Raw genomic sequence first — 18,796 nt, forward strand, 5'->3', positions numbered from 1 at the left:
CATAGGCGTAAATCGTGACGGTTCCAAACGCGCGTCCCCCGCGCGGGTTGGCTCACTCCACCGTCACCGACTTGGCCAGGTTGCGCGGCTGATCGACGTCGGTGCCCTTCTGGACCGCGGTGTAATAGGCCAGCAGCTGCACGGGCACGGCATAGACCAGGGGGGCGATCAGCGGGTGGCAGTCGGGGGCGTCGACGCGACGGATGCCGGCGCCGTGCGGGGCGGGGGCGTTGGCCGGGGCGATCATGACCACCGGGCCGCCGCGCGCGGCGACCTCCTGCAGATTGGAGGCGGTCTTTTCATAGACCTCGTCCAGCGGGGCCAGGGCGATGATCGGGGTCTTTTCGTCCACCAGGGCGATGGGGCCGTGCTTCAGCTCGCCGGCGGCGTAGCCCTCGGCGTGAATGTAGCTGATCTCCTTCAGCTTCAGCGCGCCCTCCATGGCCAGGGGGAACATGGCGCCCCGGCCGAGGAAGAGGACGTCGGTCGCCTTGGCCAGATCGTGGGCGACGGCGCGGATCTGGCCGTCCATCTGCAGGGCCTCGGCGATCAGGCGCGGGGCCTCGAACAGGGCCTTGACCAGTTCGGCCTCGCGGGCGGCGTCGATGCGGCCGCGCGCCACGCCCGCGGCGACGGCGAGGGCCAGCAGGGCCGAGACCTGGGCGGTGAAGGCCTTGGTCGAGGCGACGCCGATTTCCGGCCCGGCGTGGGTCGGCCACAGGACCTCGGCCTCGCGCGCCATGGACGAGGTGTGGACGTTGACGACGGCGGCGGTCTTCAGCCCCTGCGCCTTGCACCAGGTCAGGCCGGCCAGGGTGTCGGCGGTCTCGCCCGACTGGCTGACGGCCACGGCCACCGTGCCCGGGGTCAGGGCCGGCGAGCGGTAGCGGAACTCCGAGGCGATCTCGACATCGCAGGGCAGGCCCGCATATTTCTCGAAGGCGTACTTGCCGATCTGGCCGGCGTAGAAGGCGGTGCCGCAGGCGATGATCTGGATGCGGTCGACGGCGGCGAAGTCCACGGCCTGCGTCTTGGCCGTGCCGGTCACTAGGTCGAGGTATTCCGACAGGGTGTGCTGGACGCTGTCGGGCTGTTCGTGGACTTCCTTCTCCATGAAGTGGCGATAGGCGCCCTTTTCGACCATGGCCGAGGAGGCCGAGACCTGGACCACGGCGCGGTCGGCAGGGTGGCCCGAGGCGTCGAACATACGCGCGCCCGAGCGGGTCATGGCGACGTAGTCGCCTTCCTCCAGATAGGAGATCTTCTGGGTGAAGGGGCCGACGGCCAGGGCGTCCGAGCCGAGATACATTTCGCCCTCGCCCCAGCCGACCACCAGGGGGCTGCCGCGACGGGCGCCGAGGATCAGCTCGTCCTCGCCCTCGATCAGGACCGCCAGGGCATAGGCGCCGGTCAGCCGGTCCAGCGTGGCCTTGAAGGCGTCCAGCGGGGCCAGGCCCGCCGCCAGCTTGTGGTCCAGCAGGTGGGCGACGACCTCGGTGTCGGTCTGGCTCTCGAAGACGCGGCCCTCGGCCTCCAGCTCAGCCTTCAGCTCGGCGAAGTTCTCGATGATGCCGTTGTGGACCAGGCAGACGCGGCCGGCCTTGTGCGGGTGGGCGTTGGCGGTGGTCGGCGCGCCGTGGGTGGCCCAGCGGGTGTGGCCGATGCCGATGGTCCCCGTCAGAGGCTCGGCGGCCAGCACGGCCTCCAGTTCGCGGATCTTGCCCTTGGCGCGGCGGCGCTCGATGCGGCCATCGACGACGGCGGCAATGCCGGCGGAATCATAGCCGCGGTATTCCAGCCGCTTCAGGCTGTCGATCAGGCGAGGAACGACGGCGCCTGCGCCCGTGATGCCGATGATGCCGCACATGAGGTCTGCTCCGGTGAAGGGGCCGGGCGGTCACGCTTTGCGCGACGCCGCCGTAAGAGGTAAGCGAGAGGGTTCCGCCCGTCTCGCCCTTTGATTTTCGTCTAGGGGAAGCGCAGGCCGGCGACATCAAAAAATGGGTTTCGGAAGGTTTCTTTGCAAACCGTCCGGCCCGCCAGCGAAGGACGACGCCCTTGGGCGAGAGAAAATACTTCGGCACCGACGGCATCCGTGGTCGCGCCAACACCCATCCGATGACGGCCGAGGTCGCGCTGCGGGTTGGGCTGGCGGCGGGCAAGCTGTTCCGCACCGACGACGACCGCCGCCATCTGGTGGTGATCGGCAAGGACACGCGCCTGTCCGGCTACATGATCGAGCCGGCCCTCGTCGCCGGTCTGGCCAGCGTCGGCATGGACGTGCGCACCTTCGGCCCCTTGCCGACGCCGGGCGTGGCCATGATGACGCGCTCGATGCGCGCCGATTTGGGCATCATGATCTCGGCCTCGCACAACGACTACGCCGACAACGGGATCAAATTGTTCGGCCCCGACGGCTACAAGCTGTCGGACGAGATCGAGCTGAAGATCGAGGCCATGATGGACGGGGCGCTGGATCAGGATCTGGCCTCCGCCAACAAGCTGGGCCGGGTCAAGCGCATCGACGACGCCCCGCCGCGCTATATCGAGATCGCCAAGCAGTCCTTCCCCAAGCGGCTCAGCCTCAAGGGCCTGCGCATCGCCATCGACTGCGCCAATGGCGCCGGCTACCGCGTGGCGCCGACCACCCTCTATGAACTGGGGGCCGAGGTCTTCCCCGTCGGCGTCGAGCCGAACGGCCTGAACATCAACGCCGAGTGCGGCTCGACCCATCCCGAGGCCGTGTCCGAGGCGGTGAAGCGCTATCGCTGCGACATCGGCATCGCCCTGGACGGCGACGCCGACCGGGTCATCATCTGCGACGAGAAGGGCCAAGTGGTCGACGGCGACCAGATCATGGCCCTGATCGGCCTGGACTGGGCCAGGCGCGGGCGCCTGAACGGCAAGGGGGTGGTCGCCACCGTCATGTCCAACCTGGGTCTGGAGCGCCGGCTGAAGGCCGAGGGGCTGACGCTGGAGCGCACCAAGGTCGGCGACCGCTACGTCATGGAGCGGATGCGCGCCGGCGGCTTCAACATCGGCGGCGAGCAGTCGGGCCACATCATCCTGAAAGACCACGCCACGACCGGCGACGGCCTGATGGCGGCGCTTCAGGTGCTGGCGGTTCTGGTCGAGACGGGCGTGCCGATGAGCGAACTGGCGCGCCAGTTCGAGCCGGTGCCGCAACTGCTGCAGAACGTGCGCTACACCGCCGGCAAGCCGCTGGAGGACGCCAGGGTCAAGGCCGCCATCGTGGAGGCGGAAGCTGCGCTGAACGGTTCGGGCCGCCTGCTGGTGCGTCCGTCCGGCACGGAGAAGCTGATCCGCGTCATGGCCGAGGGCGACGACGAGGCCCTGGTCAAACGGGTCGTCGCCGACGTGGCGGCGGCGGTGAAGGCGGCGGGCTAGCGCGCCAGCAGATCCGTCAGCGCCTCGATGCGCTGGCGGATGTCGGGGACGGCGACGGTCTCCCAGAAAGCCGCGCGGGCGGGCGGGCCGAGGACGTAGAGGTCCGGGTCGGCGGCGCCGTCGGCGTGGAGGACGCGCCCCGCCTCGTCGAGGTCGAGGCCCAGGCGTGAGGCGGCCAGGCGGGCGCGACCCTCGGCGATCAGGCCGGCGGTCAGGGGCGCTGTGGTCACGTCGTGGCCGGGGCCGGTGCAGTCGATCAGCCAGGACGCGGACAGGGTCTGTTCGGCCTTGTCGCGCGTCGTCAGGCGCAGGGCGACGCTTGCGGCGGAGGTTTTGACCGCACGGATGCGACCGGCGCGGACGGCGAGGCGGTCCTCGCCGAGGATCTGGTCCAGCTCTGCGGCGATCTGGGGGGCGATGCGGTGACGGTGCACGTCCCACCAGGGGCGCAGGTGACGCAGGAAGCGGGCGCGCTCGGCGTCGGTGGCGGCGCGCCACAGGTCCAGGGTGATCGGGCGATAGCTCTCCATGACCCTCCGCCAGCCGTGCGCCTTCGCCAGGCGTCGCGCCGCCGACAGTCGGGCGGACAGGGGGCCGGCCAAAGCTTCGGGCGGCAGGTCGATGGGCGCGTCGTGCTTCACGCCATGGGCGTGGGGCAGGAGGCCGCGACGCGACACCGCTGTGGCCCGACCGCGCCAGCCCTGAGCCGTCAGAGACAGCAGGACATCGACCATGGTCAGGCCCGCGCCGAGGATCAGGACGTCGTCGCCCGGCTGGATCGGCGTAAGGGCGTCGGGCGCCCAGGGATCGGAAATGACGCGGCCGCCTTGATCGGCGCCGGTGGTGCGCGGGGCCGGGTTGCCGGTGGCCAGGACGACGGCCCGGCCCTCGATCCGCTCGCCGCTGGACAGGATCACGGTTTGACTCTCGACCGTGATGGCTTGCCCTTTCACACGCCTGATCGCACCGGGGCGGTCCGCTTCGACCGCCGCAAGCCGGTCGCGAACATAGAGGCCGTAGAGGCGGCGCGGAGCGAAGCTGTTAGGGTCGGCCTGCGCAGGATGATGCGTCTTCAGCCAGTCGATGAAGCCGCCGGGGCGGTCGGCTACAGCGCCCATCCGTCCGGCGCGGACGTTCAGGCGATGGGCGTCCAGCGGGGTGGAATAGGCGACGCCGAGACCGACGCCGTCGCCGCGTTCGATCAGAACCGAGGCCCGTCCCCGCTCGGCCAGCCGGGCGGCCAGCATGGCGCCGGAGAATCCGCCGCCGACGATGACCACGGGCAGGGGCGAGGCGTTGTTCATCGCTTCACTTCGCCCCCGCCCGTTGTTTGCGTCAAATCCAGATCAGATTTCCTGATTGAAGGCGCCGATTTCGGGATGGGCGGCCAGACGCGGTTTGACCTCCTTGCGGAACAGGTCGCGCATGTCGTCCGCGGACCTCATGCTCTCGACCACCACCACCAGCTCCGGCTTGTTGGACGAGGCGCGCACCAGGACCCACGATCCGTCTTCCAGATGGACGCGCACGCCGTTGACGGTGATGGCCTCGACGATCTTGCGACCCAGGATCGAGCCGCCCGCGGCCGCCAGATCCTCGTATTCCTTCACGATCTTCGCCAGCACATCGTACTTCAGCTCGTCGTCGCAGTGCGGCGACATGGTTAGCGAGGTCCAGGCGTCGGGCAGGGCGGACTTCAGCTCCGACAGCGACTTGCCCGGATTGCGGTCCAGCATGGCCAGGACGGCGCCGGCCGCCACCAGACCGTCGTCATAGCCATGGCCCAGATCACCCGACAGGAAGAAGTGGCCCGACTTCTCGAACCCGGCCAGAGCGCCCAGTTCGGCGGTCTTGCGCTTGATGTAGGAGTGGCCGGTCTTCCAGTAGACGGTGGTGGCGCCATTGTCCTTGAGCACCGCGTCGGTCTTGTAGAGGCCGGTCGATTTCACATCGACGACGAAGGTGGCGTTGGGGTGCAGGGCCGACAGGTCGCGGGCCAGCATCAGGCCGATCTTGTCGGCGAAGATTTCCTCGCCCGTGTCGTCCACCACGCCGCAGCGATCGCCGTCGCCGTCGAAGCCCAGAGCCAGGTCGGCGCCGGTTTCCTTCACCTTTTCCGCCATCTGCACCAGCATGGCGTGATCTTCCGGGTTCGGATTGTATTTGGGGAAGGTCCAGTCGAGGTGGGTGTCCATCTCGATCACCTCGGCCCCCATCAGGCGCAGGGCCTCGGGGGCGAAGGCGCCGGCCGTGCCGTTGCCGCAGGCGGCCACGACCTTGAGCGGGCGGGTCAGCTTCACCTTGGAGGCGACATCCTTGATGTACTGGTCGCGGAAGCCCTCGACGCGCTCGACGCGGCCGCCGGGGCGGGCGACGCCCTCGCCGTTCAGCACGATGGCCTTGAGGCGGCCGATCTCGTCGGGACCGAAGGTCAGGGGCGCCTGGGCCCCCATCTTCACGCCGGTCCAGCCGTTCTCGTTATGGCTGGCCGTGACCATGGCCACGCAGGGGCAGTCCAGCGCGAACTGGGCGTAGTAGGCCATCGGCGAGAGGGCCAGGCCGATATCGACGACCTCCATGCCGCCTTCCAGCAGGCCGAGGATCAGGGCCTGCTTCACCGACAGGGAATAGGAGCGGAAGTCGTGACCGACGGCGATGCGCGGGCGCACGCCGATCTCGTGGACATAGGTGGCCAGGCCCAGGCCCAGGGCCTGAATGCCCAGCAGGTTGATTTCTTTTTCCAGGATCCAGCGGGCGTCGTATTCGCGGAAGCCGGTCGGCTTCACCAGAGGGATGGTTTCGTACTCCGCCGTATTGGGGCGGATGTCCTGGCGCGGTTTCGACATGAGGATTCCTGATCGTGCGCGGATGGGCGGGCGAGGCTGCGCGACCCGCACCTTAGCGTCGCGGTATAGCGGGCGTCCCCCAAGAGGCCAACAACGCGCGGCGTCCGTTCCGGCTTCATCCTTTCCCGCATCGTGAAACCTTGACCGCCCCCGCGTCCCCGGCCTAGGCGAGGAGGACCTTACGGAGACGCCCATGCCCCGCCTGATCCTGCTGCGCCACGGCCAGAGCCAGTGGAACCTGGAAAACCGCTTCACCGGCTGGGTCGACGTCGATCTGACCGCCGAGGGCGAGGCCCAGGCGCGTCGCGGCGGCGAACTGATCGCCGAGGCCGGGTTCAAGCCGGCGGTGATGTTCACCTCGGTGCTGACGCGGGCCAAGCGCACCGGCGCCCTGGCCCTGGATTCGGCGGGTCTGAAGGACGTGCCGGTTCTCGAGGACTGGCGCCTGAACGAGCGCCACTACGGCGGCCTGACCGGGCTGGACAAGGCCGAGACGGCGGCCAAGCACGGCGAGGACCAGGTCAAGGTCTGGCGCCGCAGCTATGACGTGCCGCCCCCGCCCCTGGCCCCGGGCGGCGAGTTCGATTTCGACGCGGACCCCCGCTACGCCGGAAAGCCCATCCCCGACACCGAGAGCCTGAAGACCACCCTGGACCGGGTGCAGCCCTATTGGGACGCCGAGATCGCGCCGCGCCTGAAGGCGGGCGAGGACGTGCTGATCGCCGCCCACGGCAACTCGCTGCGCGCCATCGTCAAGCTGCTGTTCGCCGTGCCGGACGACCAGATCGTCGGCGTGGAGATCCCGACGGGCAATCCGCTGGAGATCGACCTGGACGGCGACCTGAAGCCGGTCGCCGCCCGCTATCTGGACGAGGGCCGGGCGCAAGCCCTGCCGCCGATCGCATGAGTTCGACCAGCGGGGACGACGCCGTCCATATGCGCCGCGCCATCGATCTGGCGCTGGCGAGCATGGGCGAGACCTGGCCTAATCCGGCGGTCGGCTGCGTCCTGGTCAAGGACGGAGTGGTGTTGGCCGAAGCCGCCACCGCGCCGGGCGGCCGTCCCCACGCCGAGGAACAGGCTGTGCCCGCGGCCGGCGAGGCCGTGAAGGGCGCGACCGCCTATGTCACGCTGGAGCCCTGCGGCGCGCGCTCGTCGGGCCGCAAGTCCTGCGCCCACTTCCTGGCCGAGGCCGGGGTCGAGCGGGTGGTGATCGCCGCCCTGGACCCCTCGCCCTTCGCCTCGGGCCGGGGCACCGAGCGGTTGCGCCAATCGGGCCTGACGGTCGAGACGGGCCTCTTGGCCGAGGCCGCCGCCGTCCTGTGCGAAGGCTTCCTGCACCGGGTCGAGACCGGTCGGCCCATGGTCCGCGTCAGCGAGGACGGCCAGGGCTTCGACGGCCGTTTCGTCGCCGCGCCGCGCGCCGATCTGACCACCGAACTGAACCGGCTGGGCGAGGCGGGCTATACGCGGCTGTGGACCAATGAAGGCGAACTGGCCGAGGCCCTGCGCGAACAGGGCCTGCTGGCCGAATAGGGTGACGGCGTGGTGAAACCTTTGTTTCTGCAAAGCTTCCTTAATGGCCCGTCAGCCATGTTGGCGCGATGAGTGACGCCGCCGATCCTGTTCGTAAAAAGCTGACCCAGGCCGAGGTCGACGCCATCTGCGTCAAGCACGACCGGCTGTGGCAGGCGCGGCCCGGCGGGGCGCGCGCCGTCTTCGCCTGGATGGACCTGTCGGGCCTGACTCTGCGGGGCCGCAATCTGGCCGACGCCGATTTCGCCGCCGCTCGTCTGCACAACTGCGACCTGACCGGGGCCAAGCTGGACAACGCCAACTTCTTCGGCGCGGACATGCAGGACATCGTCCTGACCGACGCCAGCCTGCGCCGGGCCGACCTGCGCGGCGCCTGCCTGCGCGGCGCGGACCTGTCGGGGGCGGACCTGTTCGAGGCCGACCTGCGCGAAGGCACCATCGCGGCGGCGGACTCCAAGCTGGGCTTCCGCGTGGTCGAGGCCCAGAAGCGCGCCGACACCCAGGCCCAGGGGGCCAGCCTGGTCGGGGCCAATCTGCAGCGCTCGCGCATGACGGGGGTCGTGGCCGTGGCCGCCGACTTCACCGACGCCATCATGAAGGACTGCAAGCTGGTCCGGGCCAATCTGAAGCAGGCCAGCTTCCGCGGCGCCGACCTGGCCGGAGCGGACCTGTCGGGGGCCGATCTGTCGGGCGCCGACCTGTCCGGGGCCATCCTCGTCGGCGTGAAGGCCGCCATGTGGCGCACCGACGGGGCCAATATGGAGGGCGCCCTGACCGACAACCGCCCGGCGGGCGAGCCGGTCAGCCGGATGCCCGCCGCCGAGATGCTGCGCGATCACGCCCAGTGGTGCGAGACGGGCGGGGCCGAGGGCCAGCCCTCGGTGTTCGACGGGGTCGATCTGCGCCCGCTGGAGTCCATTCGCGGCCTGAACCTGACGGCCTTGTCGGCCAAGGGGGCGGTCTTTTACGGCCTGGATATGGAAGGCGTGCAGCTTCAGGGGGCGCAGCTGGAGGGCGCCGACCTGCGCTCGGCCAATCTGCGCCGGGCCGACCTGCGCGGGGCGCGGCTGGGACGGGCCAAGCTGAACGGGTCGGATCTGCGCGAGGCCCAGCTGGGACCGCTGATGCTGGGGCCTGAGCGGCTCTTGCCCGCCGACCTGTCGGGCGCGGTCCTGCGCGGGGCGGACCTGTCGGGCGCGGACCTGCGCCGGGCGGTTCTGGCGGGGGCGGACCTCAGCCGCGCCGTTTTGCACGGGGCCCAGACCAAACAGGCCGACTTCACCGGCGCCCAGACGGGCGGCGCGCGCGGCCTGGACCCGGCCGATCTCAAGGCCGCGGCCGCCTAGGGACGCGCACGAAAAAGGGGCGACGCGAACGCCGCCCCCTCCTCGGTTCAGACGACAGCCGCTCAGGCGGCCTTCTTCGCCTTGTCAGCCTTGCCTTCGATCAGCTTGCCGGTCGCAATCTCGATGCGGCGCGGCTTCAGCGCCTCGGGCAGTTCGCGTTGCAGGTCGATGGTCAGCAGGCCGTTCGACAGGTCGGCGCCCTTGACCACCACATAGTCGGCCAGCTGGAAGCGGCGCTCGAAGTCGCGCTCGGCCAGGCCGCGATGCAGATAGGTCTTCTGGGGAGCCGTATCGTCGTTGGCGGCCTTCTTGCCGGTGACGGTCAGCTGGTTTTCCTTGGCCTCGATATTCAGCTCGTCGGGCGAGAAGCCGGCGACGGCGATTTCGATGCGATAGGCGTTCTCGCCGGTCGTCTCGATGTTGTAGGGCGGCCAGCCGCTCTCCTGGCTGGAGCGCGCGGCGCTTTCCAGTTGGCGGGCCAGACGGTCGAAGCCGACGGCGGAACGGTACAACGGCGAGAAATCATAGGTACGCATGGATCATCCTTCTGACATTCAGCAAGGTTGAGCCGCCCGGCGATTTGGCCCCGGACGGCGGAGGATTCAGTTCCAACAGTCCGAGATCGGCCCCGTCAGATCTGGAGAGCCCGGGATCGGCGCTCTCGGATGAAGAGGTAGGCGGCGTTTTTTACGGCGCAAGAGGGGCGCCTCGACGAGCGAAGGGGCGTGTGAAATCGTCGCTCAGCCCAATCCGCGCCTTGCCGAGGCCGCGAAGCGCCGTATGGATTGGCGTGATCCCTTTTTCAGGAACGACCGGAGCCTTCATGCGACCTCTCGTCCTCGCCGCCATTCTGGCGTCCGCCCTCGCCTCGCCGGCCCTTGCTCAAGCCGCGCCACAGGGCGCCCCGCCCGCAACCGCCCTGCCGCATCGTCAGGGCCTATCGATGGAGATGCCGACCATCGCCGAGGACGCCGCGCTTCAGGCCGCCGTCGCCTCGACCACCCGGCCCGAGGCCGACCGCGTCCGCGACAGCCAGCGTCACCCGTTCGAGACCCTGACCTTCTGGGGCCTGCAGCCCGGTTTGACGGTGGTGGAGATCGAGCCCGGCCGCGCCGGCTGGTGGCGCAACATCCTGGAGCCCTATGCGGCGGCGACCGGCGGCCGCTACGTCGCCGCCAGCCGGCCGACCGAGAGCATGGGCGTCGACGACGGCACGGCCGACATGGTGGTGGTGGCGCGGGCCTTCCATAACTGGTCCAGAGACGGGCGCACCGATCCCTATCTGGCCGCCTTCTTCAAGGCGCTGAAGCCCGGCGGCGTCCTGGCCGTCGAACAGCATCGCAGCCAGGACGGGCTGAACGTCGCCGACACGGCTTCGACGGGCTATGTCCCCGAAAGCTACGTCATCCACGCCGCCCGCCGGGCCGGGTTCGAGCTGGAGGCCCGCAGCGAGCTGAACGCCAACGCCAGGGACGACCACGATCATCCGTTCGGCGTCTGGACCCTGCCCCCGACCCGCACGTCCGAACGCGCGGGCCGGGTCCTGACGGCCGAGGAGCGCGCCGCCTTCGACGCCATCGGCGAGAGCGACCGCATGACCCTGCGCTTCCGCAAGCCTGACACCGCCAACTGATGCCGTCTGCGGTTTTGACCCTGGTGAAGAACCGCCTTAAGTCCAAGGCCATGATGGTCCTGATCCAAGGTGGCGCGCATGGCTGAGCGATCGACGCGACGCGCGGTCCTGGCGGGGGCGTGCATGGCCGCCTTCGCCGGCCTGGCCGCCTGCGGCAAGAAGGAAGAAAAATCGGCGACGCCTGCGCCGACGACGCCGGCCGGCCCGCCGGAAGGCTCGCTGGAGTGGGCCGTGACGGGGCCCTGGCGTTCGGCGGCGGACAAGGCGCGCGACCCCTGGCGTCACCCGATCGAAACCCTGCGCTTCTTTGGTCTGCAGCCGAAGATGACGGTGGTCGACTTCTGGCCCGGCAGCGGCTGGTACACCGAGATCCTGGCCCCCTATCTGAAACAGGGTGGCGGGACGCTCTATCTGGCGGGCTTCGCCGAGGGGCCGACCGCCGATCCGGCCCAGACCGCTCTGAACGCCGCCCTCAAGGCGCGGCTGGAGGGCGACAAGAAGCTCTACGGTGAGGTCCAGTTCACCGCTTTCGGCGCCGCGACCGGGCCGGTGGCGCCCGTCGGGACCGCCGATCTGGTCCTCTTCATGCGTTATATCCAGGCCTGGATGGCGGCGGGGATCGCCGAGAAGGCCTTCGCCGACGCCTATGCCGCCCTGCGCCCCGGCGGCGTCCTGGGGATCGAGCAGCACCGGCTGCAACCCGACGAGGACCAGGACCCGGCGGCGGCCAACGGCTATGTGCAGGAAGCCTTCGTCAAGCAGCTGGCCGCCGAGGCCGGCTTCGTCTTCGTCGAGGCGTCCGAGATCAACGCCAACCCGGCCGACACCAAGGATCATCCCTTCGGGGTCGAGACCCTGGCGCCGCGCCGCCTGACGGCGCCTCTGGGCCAGCCCGCCGATCCGACCTTCGACCGCACCAAATACGACGCGATCGGCGAGAGCGACCGCATGACCTTGAAGTTCAGGAAGCCCGAGTGAACCGCGCCAACGCCTTCGCCGCCCATGCGCCCCTGATGGGGGTTCCCGGCGCCGCCTCGCCCCCCGGCGGAGAGGGCGACTGGTTCCGCGGCGCGGGAGGGCTGCGCCTGCGCGCCGCCCTGTGGACGCCCTCGACCATGGTGGCCAGGACGCCGCGCGGCACGGTGGTGCTGAGCCCGGGCCGCACCGAGCCGATCGAGAAGTATTTCGAGGTCATCGGCAACTTCCTGGCGCGCGGTTTCTGCGTCCTGGCCCACGACTGGCGCGGCCAGGGCCTGTCGGCGCGGTTGCTGCCTGACCGGCTGCGCGGCCACGCCCGCGCCGTCGAGGAGTTCCTGGACGACTACGCCCGTCTGCTGGACGCCTATGAGGCTCGCGCCCCCAAGCCCTGGATCATGGTCGGCCATTCCATGGGCGGGGCCCTGAACCTCTTGTCGCTGGAGGCCGGCGAGAACCGTTTCGCCGGCGTCGTCCTGTCCAGCCCCATGCTGCGCATCAAGACCGGCAAGCGGTCGATGTGGTCGGTCAAGCTGGCGGTGCGGTGGAACCTGCGTCACGGCAAGGCGGGCGACTATGTGCTGGATAATCCCGACGATCCCTTCGACCACACCTTCGAGAAGGACGGCCTGACGTCGGATCAGAACCGCTATGACCTGTGGCGTCAGCAGCTCTACGCCTGCCCGCATCTGGCCATCGGCGGCCCGACCTGGGGCTGGCTGGCCTTTGCGCTGGACGCCGGCGAGCGCGCCCTGAAGCCGCGCGCGCTGAAGTCGGTCAAGATCCCGGTCTGCGTGGTTCAGGCCGGCGAGGACGACAAGGTCTGGAAACAGACCAACCGCTGGGCGGCGCGCCGCCTGGGCCGGGGCCGCTATGTCGAGGTTCCGGGCTCCCTGCATGAAGTCATCATGGAGGCGGACCCGCTGCGCGGCGCCTTCCTCGACGAGTTCGACGCCCTGGCCGGCTATGTCGCCCCGGCCGAGGGCCAGCCGGCTTCGGTCGCGCCGGAGCGAGGCGCGGCCTAACTCGCCGCGTTCAGCACCGCCAGCGCCTGATCGGTCAGGGCGGCGTCGCCGACGGCCAGGATGCGGCCGTCGCCGTCGGGCGCCTGGCCGGTCCAGCCTGTGACGCGCCCTCCGGCGGCCTCGATCACGGGGACCAGGGCCGACCAGTCCCAGACCTTCAGCTCGGTCTCGGCCACCAGGTCGATCCGGCCAGCCGCCACCATGGCGTAGGCGTAGGCGTCGCAGCCCAGACGGGCCAGCCGGGCCGAGGCGCGCAGCCGGGTCCAGGCCTCGCGGTCGGCGCCGACGAAGATGTCGGGATCGGTGGTGGCGACCAGGGCGTCGGACAGCTGCGGACAGGCGCGGCTCTTCAGCGCGGTGTCGGTTCCGTCGCGCAGCAGACGCGCGCCGGAGGGGCCGCCGAGGAAGACTTCGCCGAGGTAGGGCTGGCCGATGGCGCCGATCACCGACGCGCCTTCATGGCGCAGCGCGATCAGGGTGGTCCACAAAGGCAGGCCGGCGATAAAGGCGCGCGTGCCGTCGATGGGATCCAGCACCCAGACGTGTTCGGCCTCGGGCCGATCCTCGCCGTATTCCTCGCCGATGACGCCGTGATCGGGATAGCGGGCGCCGATCAGGCGGCGGATGGCGGCCTCGGCGGCGCGGTCGGCCTCGGTGACGGGGTCGAAGGCGCCGGGGCCAGCCTTGTTTTCCTCGGCGTTGTCGCCCCGGAAATAGGGCAGGGCCGTGCGCGCGGCCTCTTGCGACAGTTCGACGGCGAAGGCTTCCAGTTCGGTCATGACGGCGAGATACACCGCCCGCCGCCGGGGAGCGAGGGGGCAGTCATCGCGGGACGTCAGGCGGCCTTGCTGTCCGTGTGCAGGCTTTCGTCGGAGGGGAAGGACGCGACGCCGGCTGTAGCGGCGGGGCGCTCGATCGCCTCGCCCAGGCCGTCGTAGAAGTAGCTGATCGGCGTCTCCAGCGCCTCGGCCAGTTCCCACAGGCGGGCGGCCGAGATGCGGTTGGCGCCGCACTCGTATTTCTGGACCTGCTGGAAGCGCACGCCGACCTGAACGGCCAGTTGCTGCTGGGTCAGGCCCAGCAGGCGACGGCGACGACGCAGGCGGCGACCCAGGTGAAGATCGATTTCGGCGGCCATGACGGCCCCTCCTCTGACGTTCCTGTGCTGTGCCGGATCGGCACGGCTCAGCGAACACGCCGCAAGGGCCGTGCCGGGTTCGCCTGAAGCACGAACGGCGACGCTTCTGTCAGGGCTGTGGCAACCTGCGCGGGCGCAGCGCATTATGGTCAAGGCATCAAGCCTGACTTTAAGGGAGGGTAAGAGTGAGCGGATTTGGATTCATCGCCTGGATCATCATCGGCATCGTGGCCGGGTGGCTGGCGGAAAAGATCATGAAGCGGAGCCATGGCCTGCTGACCAATCTGATCGTCGGCGTCATCGGCGCCCTGATCGGCGGCTTCCTGGCCAACAACCTCCTGGGGATCGACGCCTCGGGCAATTGGATCGTCGGCATCATCGTCGCCACCCTCGGCGCCGTGGTGTTGCTGTTCCTTCTCGGCCTGGTCAAGAAGCGGGCCTGAGCCGCTTCCCGAAAGCCGAACAACAGAAGGGGCGGCCCGCGATGGTCCGCCCCTTCTTTAATTCTCGCCGGCGATCAGACGGCGGGTTCGGTCGCCGCGGCAGGCTCGGCAGGCTCCGCCGGGGCGTCGCCGCCGATCGGGGCGGCCGACTGGAAGTCGGACAGGCTGGCGTTGACGATGATGTCGGCGCCGTCCTGACGGATGCCGGCCACCGGCACCGGACGGACCGCGCCGTCAGCGCCGCGCACGGTCAGTTCCTGACCCGAGGCGCCGTTCTGGGCGCCGACCAGCTTGCCGAGCTCCGAACCGTCGGTGCTCTTGACCGCGGCGCCGGGCGTCAGGGTCAGGCTCTGGGGTTGAGCCGCGGCCGCCTCAGCGGGAGCCGGTTCGGGCGTCTGCGGCGTCGTGGCGTCCTGGGCGAGCACAGGGGCGGCGAAGAGGAAGGCGCCGGCGATGCCGGTCAGCAGGGCGGTCTTGCGGATCATGGGGTTACTCCGATTGAGCGAGTCTGGCGCTCGCGAAAAGGTGAACTCGCCCTGTTTCGAATTGTTTCCCACGCCTAGAAATGACCTTTTCCGCGCCCCAAACGGCCGATTCTCGCTCTATGAAGAGCGTCCAGAGGACGTGCATGACGACAAAGACGAAACGCGGAGGCGCAGGCCGTATCCTGCGGCGACTGGGCGGCCTGGCCTATGAGCTGACGCCCCAGGTCTTCGCCGTGGCCTCCTTCGCCCTGGGCGCGGTCATGCTGCTGTCGGCGGTGACCCCGGCCTTCAGCGGGCGGCTGCAGGCGCTGGACCGGTTCTCGGCGCCCATCCTGATCGACCTGTCCCATTTCGCCGCCAGCGTGACCGGCTTCCTGCTGCTGCTGGTTTCTGCGGGGCTGTGGCGGCGGCGGCGCGGCGCCTATTACGCCGCCCTTTTCGGCCTGATGCTGGGGGCGGTCTTTTCGCTGATGAAGGGGCTGGACTGGGAAGAGGCGGCCGAGCTGACCCTGGCGGCGGCCCTGCTCCTGCCGTGTCGTGACGCTTTCAACCGGCGCTCACGGCTGGGCGAGCCGCTGCGGCCGGGCTGGCTGCTGATGCTGGCCGCGGCGGTCGCGGCCATGTTGTGGCTCGGCTTCTTCACCTATCGCGACACGGCCTATGCCGACGAGCTGTGGTGGACCTTCCTGACCGACACGCAGGCCTCAGGCTTCCTGCGGGCGGGCGCCGTGCTGGCGATCCTGACCCTGGCGGTGGCGGTGCGATCCCTGCTGACGGCGCCGGGCGCGCGCAGTCACGGTCCCGCCGGACCGGCCGAGATCGAATGCGCCCGCGCCGCCCTGGCCGAGGCCGACACGGCCTCGCCCGAGGCGGGTCTGGCCCTGCTGGGCGACAAGGCCCTGTTGTTCAGTCCGTCCGGCCGCAGCTTCATCGCCTATCGCGTGCGGGGCCGGCGCTGGATCGCCATGGGCGAGGTCGCGGGCCTGAAGGAAGAGCGACTGGAGCTTCTGTGGGCCTTCGCCGAACTGGCCGACAGCTACGGCGGGACGCCGGTCTTCTATTCGGTCGGCGAGGGGATGCTGGCCGATCTGGCGACCCTGGGTCTGGCCGTGCGCAAGGTGGGCGAGGCGGCGGTGATCGACGCCGAACATTTCTCCACCGAAGGCAAGGGCAAGCAGAACCTGCGCACCGCCGTGAACCGGGCCGAGCGCGAGGGCACGAGCTTCGAGGTGCTGCCGCCCGGCGGCGCGCGGCCGCTGGAAGCCGAACTTCGCGCGGTTTCGGACGCCTGGCTGGATCACCATAACGGATCGGAGAAGGCCTTTTCCCTGGGCCGCTTCGACATCGCCTACCTGGATCGCTCGCCGGTCGCCGTGGCCCGCGAGAACGGTCGGATCGTCGCCTTCGCCAACCTGCTGGTCGGGGCGCGCGGCGAGGAGGCGATGATCGACCTGATGCGCCACGCGCCGGATGGGCCGCACGGGGTGATGGACTATCTGTTCACCCGCACCGCCCAGTGGGCGCGGGCCGAGGGCTTCAAGCGCCTCGACCTGGGCATGGCGCCCCTGTCGGGTCTGGAGGACCGCCGCCTGGCCCCGGTCTTCGCCCGCGTCGGCGCCCTGGTGTTCGAGGAGGGCGGGGCCGTCTACGGCTTCCAGGGGCTGCGCGCCTACAAGGGCAAGTTCGGCCCGGTCTGGCGGCCCAAATTCATCGCCGCCTCGACCACGACCCCGCTGGCGCTGGCGCTGCTGGACGTGGCCCTGCTGACCAGCGGCGGCTGGCTGGGACTGCTGGGGTTGAAGAAGTAGCTTTGCAGTCATCCCGGACGACCTGAAAGGTCGATCCGGGACCGCAAGAGGCGCTGACCGTCGAGTGTGGGGCAGTCCCGGCTCTCCGCTGCGCTGCGGCCGGGATGACGGCAGGGCGATGCGCGGGCCTCAAGCAGCCCGAAGGGCGATAGGCCAAAAAAGAAGGCGACCCTTTCGGATCGCCTTCTTCATTTCGTCTGGTCGAAACCCTTAGTCCGGCTTGACGCGCTTCTTGCGGAACGAGGGGTTCAGCGTGGCCTTGCGAAGGCGGATCGACTTGGGCGTCACTTCGACCAATTCGTCTTCTTCGATGTAGGCGATGGCCTGTTCCAGCGACATCTGGCGCGGCGGGGTCAGGCGCACCGACTCGTCCTTGCCCGAAGCGCGGACGTTGGTCAGCTGCTTGCCCTTGATCGGGTTGACGTCCAGGTCGTCCCAACGGCTGTTCTCGCCGATGATCATGCCCTGATAGGTCTTCTCGCCGGCGCCGACGAACATGACGCCGCGGTCTTCCAGGTTCCACAGGGCGAAGGCCGCCGTGTCGCCGTCAGAGTTCGAGATCAGCACGCCCTTCAGACGGCCCTCGATGGCGCCCTTGTGGCCCTCGTAGTGCGAGAAGACGCGGTTCAGCACGCCCGAACCGCGCGTGTCGGTCAGGAACTCGCCCTGATAGCCGATCAGCGAGCGCGACGGGCACTTCAGGCTGATGCGGGTCTTGCCGGCGCCCGACGGGCCCATGTCGGTCATTTCGGCCTTACGGGCCGACAGCTTCTCGATAACGATGCCCGAGAACTCGTCGTCGACGTCGACCATGACGTCTTCGATCGGCTCCAGCTTCTCGCCGTTCTCGCCGGTCTGGAAGACCACGCGAGGACGCGAGATCGAGACCTCGAAGCCTTCGCGGCGCATATTCTCGATCAGAACGCCCAGTTGCAGTTCGCCGCGGCCGGCGACTTCGTAGGCGTCGCCGCCTTCGGTCGTGGTGACGCGGATGGCGACGTTGGCCTCGGCTTCTTTCAGCAGGCGGTCGCGGATGACGCGCGACTGGACCTTGTCGCCTTCGCGACCGGCCAGCGGGCTGTCGTTGACCGAGACGGTCATCGAGATGGTCGGCGGGTCGATCGGCTGGGCCGGCAGAGCCGTGGTGACTTCCATGGCGCACAGGGTGTCGGCCACAGTGGCCTTGGACATGCCGGCGATGGCGACGATGTCGCCGGCCTCGGCGCCCTCTTCGACCGGCTGGCGCTTCAGGCCACGGAAGGCCAGGACCTTGGTGATGCGGCCGCGCTCGATTTCCTTGCCGTCACGGTCCAGGGCGTGGATGGCCATGCCGGGAACGGCCTTGCCGCTCTCGATGCGGCCCGTCAGCAGACGGCCCAGGAAGGGATCGGATTCGATCAGGACGTTCAGGATCTGGAACGGCTCGTCCTTCTTGGCGACCTGCTTGGGTTCCGGCACGTGGCGGACGATCAGGTCGAACAGGGGGGCGAGGTTGTCGTTGGGGACGTTCAGGTCCAGCGTCGCCCAGCCGGCGCGGCCCGAGGCGTAGATGTGCGGGAAGTCCAGCTGCTCGTCCGTGGCGCCGATGGCGGCGAACAGGTCGAAGGCGGCGTTGTGGACGCGATCCGGGTCGGCGTGGGCGCGGTCGACCTTGTTGATGCAGAGGATGGGCTTCAGGCCCATCTTCAGCGCCTTGGTCAGCACGAACTTGGTCTGCGGCATGACGCCTTCTTCGGCGTCGACCAGCAGGACGCAGCCGTCCACCATGCCCAGGATGCGCTCGACTTCGCCGCCGAAGTCGGCGTGGCCGGGGGTGTCGATGATGTTGATGCGGGTCTCGCCCGCTTCACCGTTCCACAGGACCGAGGTGCACTTGGCCAGGATGGTGATGCCGCGCTCGCGCTCCTGGTCGTTGGAGTCCATGGCGCGCTCGGTCGTCGCCTCATTGGCTCGGAAGACGCCGGACTGGGCCAGAAGCTGGTCGACCAGGGTCGTCTTGCCGTGGTCAACGTGGGCGATGATAGCGACGTTACGAAGGTTCATTTCGGGCTCGGGCGGACTGTGTTCGGCCACGGAAGTCCGGGCCGCTGCAAGATGCGGAAAGCGGGAAGGAAGCGGCGCCTCTTACAGCCCTATCGAGGGAAAGGCCAGCG

At 69.4% G+C, this 18,796-nt stretch carries 16 protein-coding genes and 1 pseudogene; 9 read left to right on the forward strand and 8 right to left on the reverse strand.

The window, feature by feature from the left end:
• Positions 1-52: 52 nt before the first annotated feature.
• Positions 53-1,867 (reverse strand): glutamine--fructose-6-phosphate transaminase (isomerizing), encoded by a 1,815-nt coding sequence (glmS, locus tag ACREEF_RS03005; RefSeq protein WP_431564130.1) that lies wholly within the window; start codon positions 1,865-1,867, stop codon positions 53-55.
• Positions 1,868-2,058: 191 nt separating this feature from the next.
• Here glmS and glmM point away from each other — a divergent pair, with 191 nt between their 5' ends.
• Positions 2,059-3,408: a phosphoglucosamine mutase gene (gene glmM / locus ACREEF_RS03010; protein WP_431564131.1), complete on the forward strand. Its 1,350-nt coding sequence runs from the start codon at positions 2,059-2,061 to the stop codon at positions 3,406-3,408.
• Here glmM and ACREEF_RS03015 read toward each other — a convergent pair.
• Positions 3,405-4,712: an FAD/NAD(P)-binding protein gene (locus tag ACREEF_RS03015; protein ID WP_431564132.1), complete on the reverse strand. Its 1,308-nt coding sequence runs from the start codon at positions 4,710-4,712 to the stop codon at positions 3,405-3,407. The two genes, glmM and ACREEF_RS03015, sit on opposite strands and share 4 nt — an antisense overlap.
• Before the next feature lie 42 nt (positions 4,713-4,754).
• Positions 4,755-6,254 carry a phosphomannomutase/phosphoglucomutase gene (locus ACREEF_RS03020; RefSeq protein WP_431564133.1) on the reverse strand — a complete coding sequence of 500 codons (1,500 nt, stop codon included), beginning with the start codon at positions 6,252-6,254 and terminating at the stop codon, positions 4,755-4,757.
• A gap of 193 nt (positions 6,255-6,447) precedes the next feature.
• Here ACREEF_RS03020 and ACREEF_RS03025 point away from each other — a divergent pair, with 193 nt between their 5' ends.
• The 3 genes from ACREEF_RS03025 to ACREEF_RS03035 all read left to right on the forward strand — a co-directional run bounded on the left by ACREEF_RS03025 (position 6,448) and on the right by ACREEF_RS03035 (position 9,136).
• Entirely contained in the window at positions 6,448-7,161 is a 714-nt protein-coding gene (locus ACREEF_RS03025; RefSeq protein WP_431564134.1) for a 2,3-bisphosphoglycerate-dependent phosphoglycerate mutase, read from the forward strand.
• Positions 7,158-7,790: a bifunctional diaminohydroxyphosphoribosylaminopyrimidine deaminase/5-amino-6-(5-phosphoribosylamino)uracil reductase RibD gene (locus ACREEF_RS03030; RefSeq protein WP_431564135.1), complete on the forward strand. Its 633-nt coding sequence runs from the start codon at positions 7,158-7,160 to the stop codon at positions 7,788-7,790. Before ACREEF_RS03025 ends, ACREEF_RS03030 begins: the two co-directional genes overlap by 4 nt.
• Before the next feature lie 68 nt (positions 7,791-7,858).
• Positions 7,859-9,136 (forward strand): pentapeptide repeat-containing protein, encoded by a 1,278-nt coding sequence (locus tag ACREEF_RS03035; protein ID WP_431564136.1) that lies wholly within the window; start codon positions 7,859-7,861, stop codon positions 9,134-9,136.
• Between the two features lie 62 nt (positions 9,137-9,198).
• On the opposite strand, the gene ACREEF_RS03040 is transcribed toward ACREEF_RS03035, so the two are convergent.
• Entirely contained in the window at positions 9,199-9,672 is a 474-nt protein-coding gene (locus tag ACREEF_RS03040) for an Hsp20 family protein (RefSeq protein WP_431564137.1), read from the reverse strand.
• Positions 9,673-9,959: 287 nt separating this feature from the next.
• On the opposite strand from ACREEF_RS03040, the gene ACREEF_RS03045 reads away from it, so the two are divergent.
• The 3 genes from ACREEF_RS03045 (at position 9,960) to ACREEF_RS03055 (ending at position 12,769) form a co-directional block, all read left to right on the forward strand.
• The gene (locus ACREEF_RS03045; protein ID WP_431564138.1) at positions 9,960-10,769 is read left to right on the forward strand and encodes a class I SAM-dependent methyltransferase; all 810 of its coding nucleotides are present in this window, start codon (positions 9,960-9,962) and stop codon (positions 10,767-10,769) included.
• Positions 10,770-10,847: 78 nt separating this feature from the next.
• Positions 10,848-11,747: a class I SAM-dependent methyltransferase gene (locus ACREEF_RS03050; RefSeq protein WP_431564139.1), complete on the forward strand. Its 900-nt coding sequence runs from the start codon at positions 10,848-10,850 to the stop codon at positions 11,745-11,747.
• Positions 11,744-12,769 (forward strand): alpha/beta fold hydrolase, encoded by a 1,026-nt coding sequence (locus ACREEF_RS03055; protein ID WP_431564140.1) that lies wholly within the window; start codon positions 11,744-11,746, stop codon positions 12,767-12,769. The genes ACREEF_RS03050 and ACREEF_RS03055 overlap by 4 nt, the downstream gene beginning before the upstream one ends.
• Here the strand turns inward: ACREEF_RS03055 and hisN are convergent.
• The gene (gene hisN, locus ACREEF_RS03060) at positions 12,766-13,548 is read right to left on the reverse strand and encodes a histidinol-phosphatase (protein WP_431564172.1); all 783 of its coding nucleotides are present in this window, start codon (positions 13,546-13,548) and stop codon (positions 12,766-12,768) included. The genes ACREEF_RS03055 and hisN overlap by 4 nt on opposite strands.
• A gap of 140 nt (positions 13,549-13,688) precedes the next feature.
• Positions 13,689-13,907, reverse strand: a pseudogene (locus ACREEF_RS03065) (helix-turn-helix domain-containing protein); the annotation flags it as partial.
• 185 nt (positions 13,908-14,092) lie between these two features.
• Between ACREEF_RS03065 and ACREEF_RS03070 the strand changes: the two are divergent.
• Entirely contained in the window at positions 14,093-14,350 is a 258-nt protein-coding gene (locus ACREEF_RS03070) for a GlsB/YeaQ/YmgE family stress response membrane protein (RefSeq protein ID WP_292085068.1), read from the forward strand.
• Between the two features lie 74 nt (positions 14,351-14,424).
• Here ACREEF_RS03070 and ACREEF_RS03075 read toward each other — a convergent pair whose 3' ends face one another.
• A complete protein-coding gene (locus tag ACREEF_RS03075; RefSeq protein ID WP_431564141.1) occupies positions 14,425-14,835 on the reverse strand; it encodes a superoxide dismutase in 411 nt (136 codons plus the stop codon).
• Positions 14,836-14,978: 143 nt separating this feature from the next.
• Here ACREEF_RS03075 and ACREEF_RS03080 point away from each other — a divergent pair, with 143 nt between their 5' ends.
• Complete coding sequence (locus ACREEF_RS03080; protein WP_431564142.1) at positions 14,979-16,643, forward strand: phosphatidylglycerol lysyltransferase domain-containing protein; 1,665 nt, start codon at positions 14,979-14,981, stop codon at positions 16,641-16,643.
• 210 nt (positions 16,644-16,853) lie between these two features.
• Here the strand turns inward: ACREEF_RS03080 and typA are convergent, their stop codons facing one another.
• Positions 16,854-18,686 (reverse strand): translational GTPase TypA, encoded by a 1,833-nt coding sequence (gene typA, locus ACREEF_RS03085; RefSeq protein WP_431564143.1) that lies wholly within the window; start codon positions 18,684-18,686, stop codon positions 16,854-16,856.
• Positions 18,687-18,796 lie beyond the last annotated feature (110 nt).

This window comes from Brevundimonas sp. (assembly GCF_050729455.1).
Classification (GTDB): Bacteria; Pseudomonadota; Alphaproteobacteria; order Caulobacterales; family Caulobacteraceae; genus Brevundimonas.

Excerpts from the sequence above, each read along its gene's own strand:
- ACREEF_RS03030 (WP_431564135.1), top strand. The coding sequence starts at position 7,158 with ATGAGTTCGACCAGCGGGGACGACGCCGTCCATATGCGCCGCGCCATC.
- ACREEF_RS03015 (WP_431564132.1), bottom strand. The coding sequence starts at position 4,712 with ATGAACAACGCCTCGCCCCTGCCCGTGGTCATCGTCGGCGGCGGATTC.
- ACREEF_RS03075 (WP_431564141.1), bottom strand. The coding sequence starts at position 14,835 with ATGATCCGCAAGACCGCCCTGCTGACCGGCATCGCCGGCGCCTTCCTC.
- typA (WP_431564143.1), bottom strand. The coding sequence starts at position 18,686 with ATGAACCTTCGTAACGTCGCTATCATCGCCCACGTTGACCACGGCAAG.
- hisN (WP_431564172.1), bottom strand. The coding sequence starts at position 13,548 with ATGACCGAACTGGAAGCCTTCGCCGTCGAACTGTCGCAAGAGGCCGCG.
- ACREEF_RS03045 (WP_431564138.1), top strand. The coding sequence starts at position 9,960 with ATGCGACCTCTCGTCCTCGCCGCCATTCTGGCGTCCGCCCTCGCCTCG.
- ACREEF_RS03080 (WP_431564142.1), top strand. The coding sequence starts at position 14,979 with ATGACGACAAAGACGAAACGCGGAGGCGCAGGCCGTATCCTGCGGCGA.
- glmS (WP_431564130.1), bottom strand. The coding sequence starts at position 1,867 with ATGTGCGGCATCATCGGCATCACGGGCGCAGGCGCCGTCGTTCCTCGC.
- ACREEF_RS03040 (WP_431564137.1), bottom strand. The coding sequence starts at position 9,672 with ATGCGTACCTATGATTTCTCGCCGTTGTACCGTTCCGCCGTCGGCTTC.
- ACREEF_RS03020 (WP_431564133.1), bottom strand. The coding sequence starts at position 6,254 with ATGTCGAAACCGCGCCAGGACATCCGCCCCAATACGGCGGAGTACGAA.
- ACREEF_RS03035 (WP_431564136.1), top strand. The coding sequence starts at position 7,859 with ATGAGTGACGCCGCCGATCCTGTTCGTAAAAAGCTGACCCAGGCCGAG.
- ACREEF_RS03050 (WP_431564139.1), top strand. The coding sequence starts at position 10,848 with ATGGCTGAGCGATCGACGCGACGCGCGGTCCTGGCGGGGGCGTGCATG.
- ACREEF_RS03025 (WP_431564134.1), top strand. The coding sequence starts at position 6,448 with ATGCCCCGCCTGATCCTGCTGCGCCACGGCCAGAGCCAGTGGAACCTG.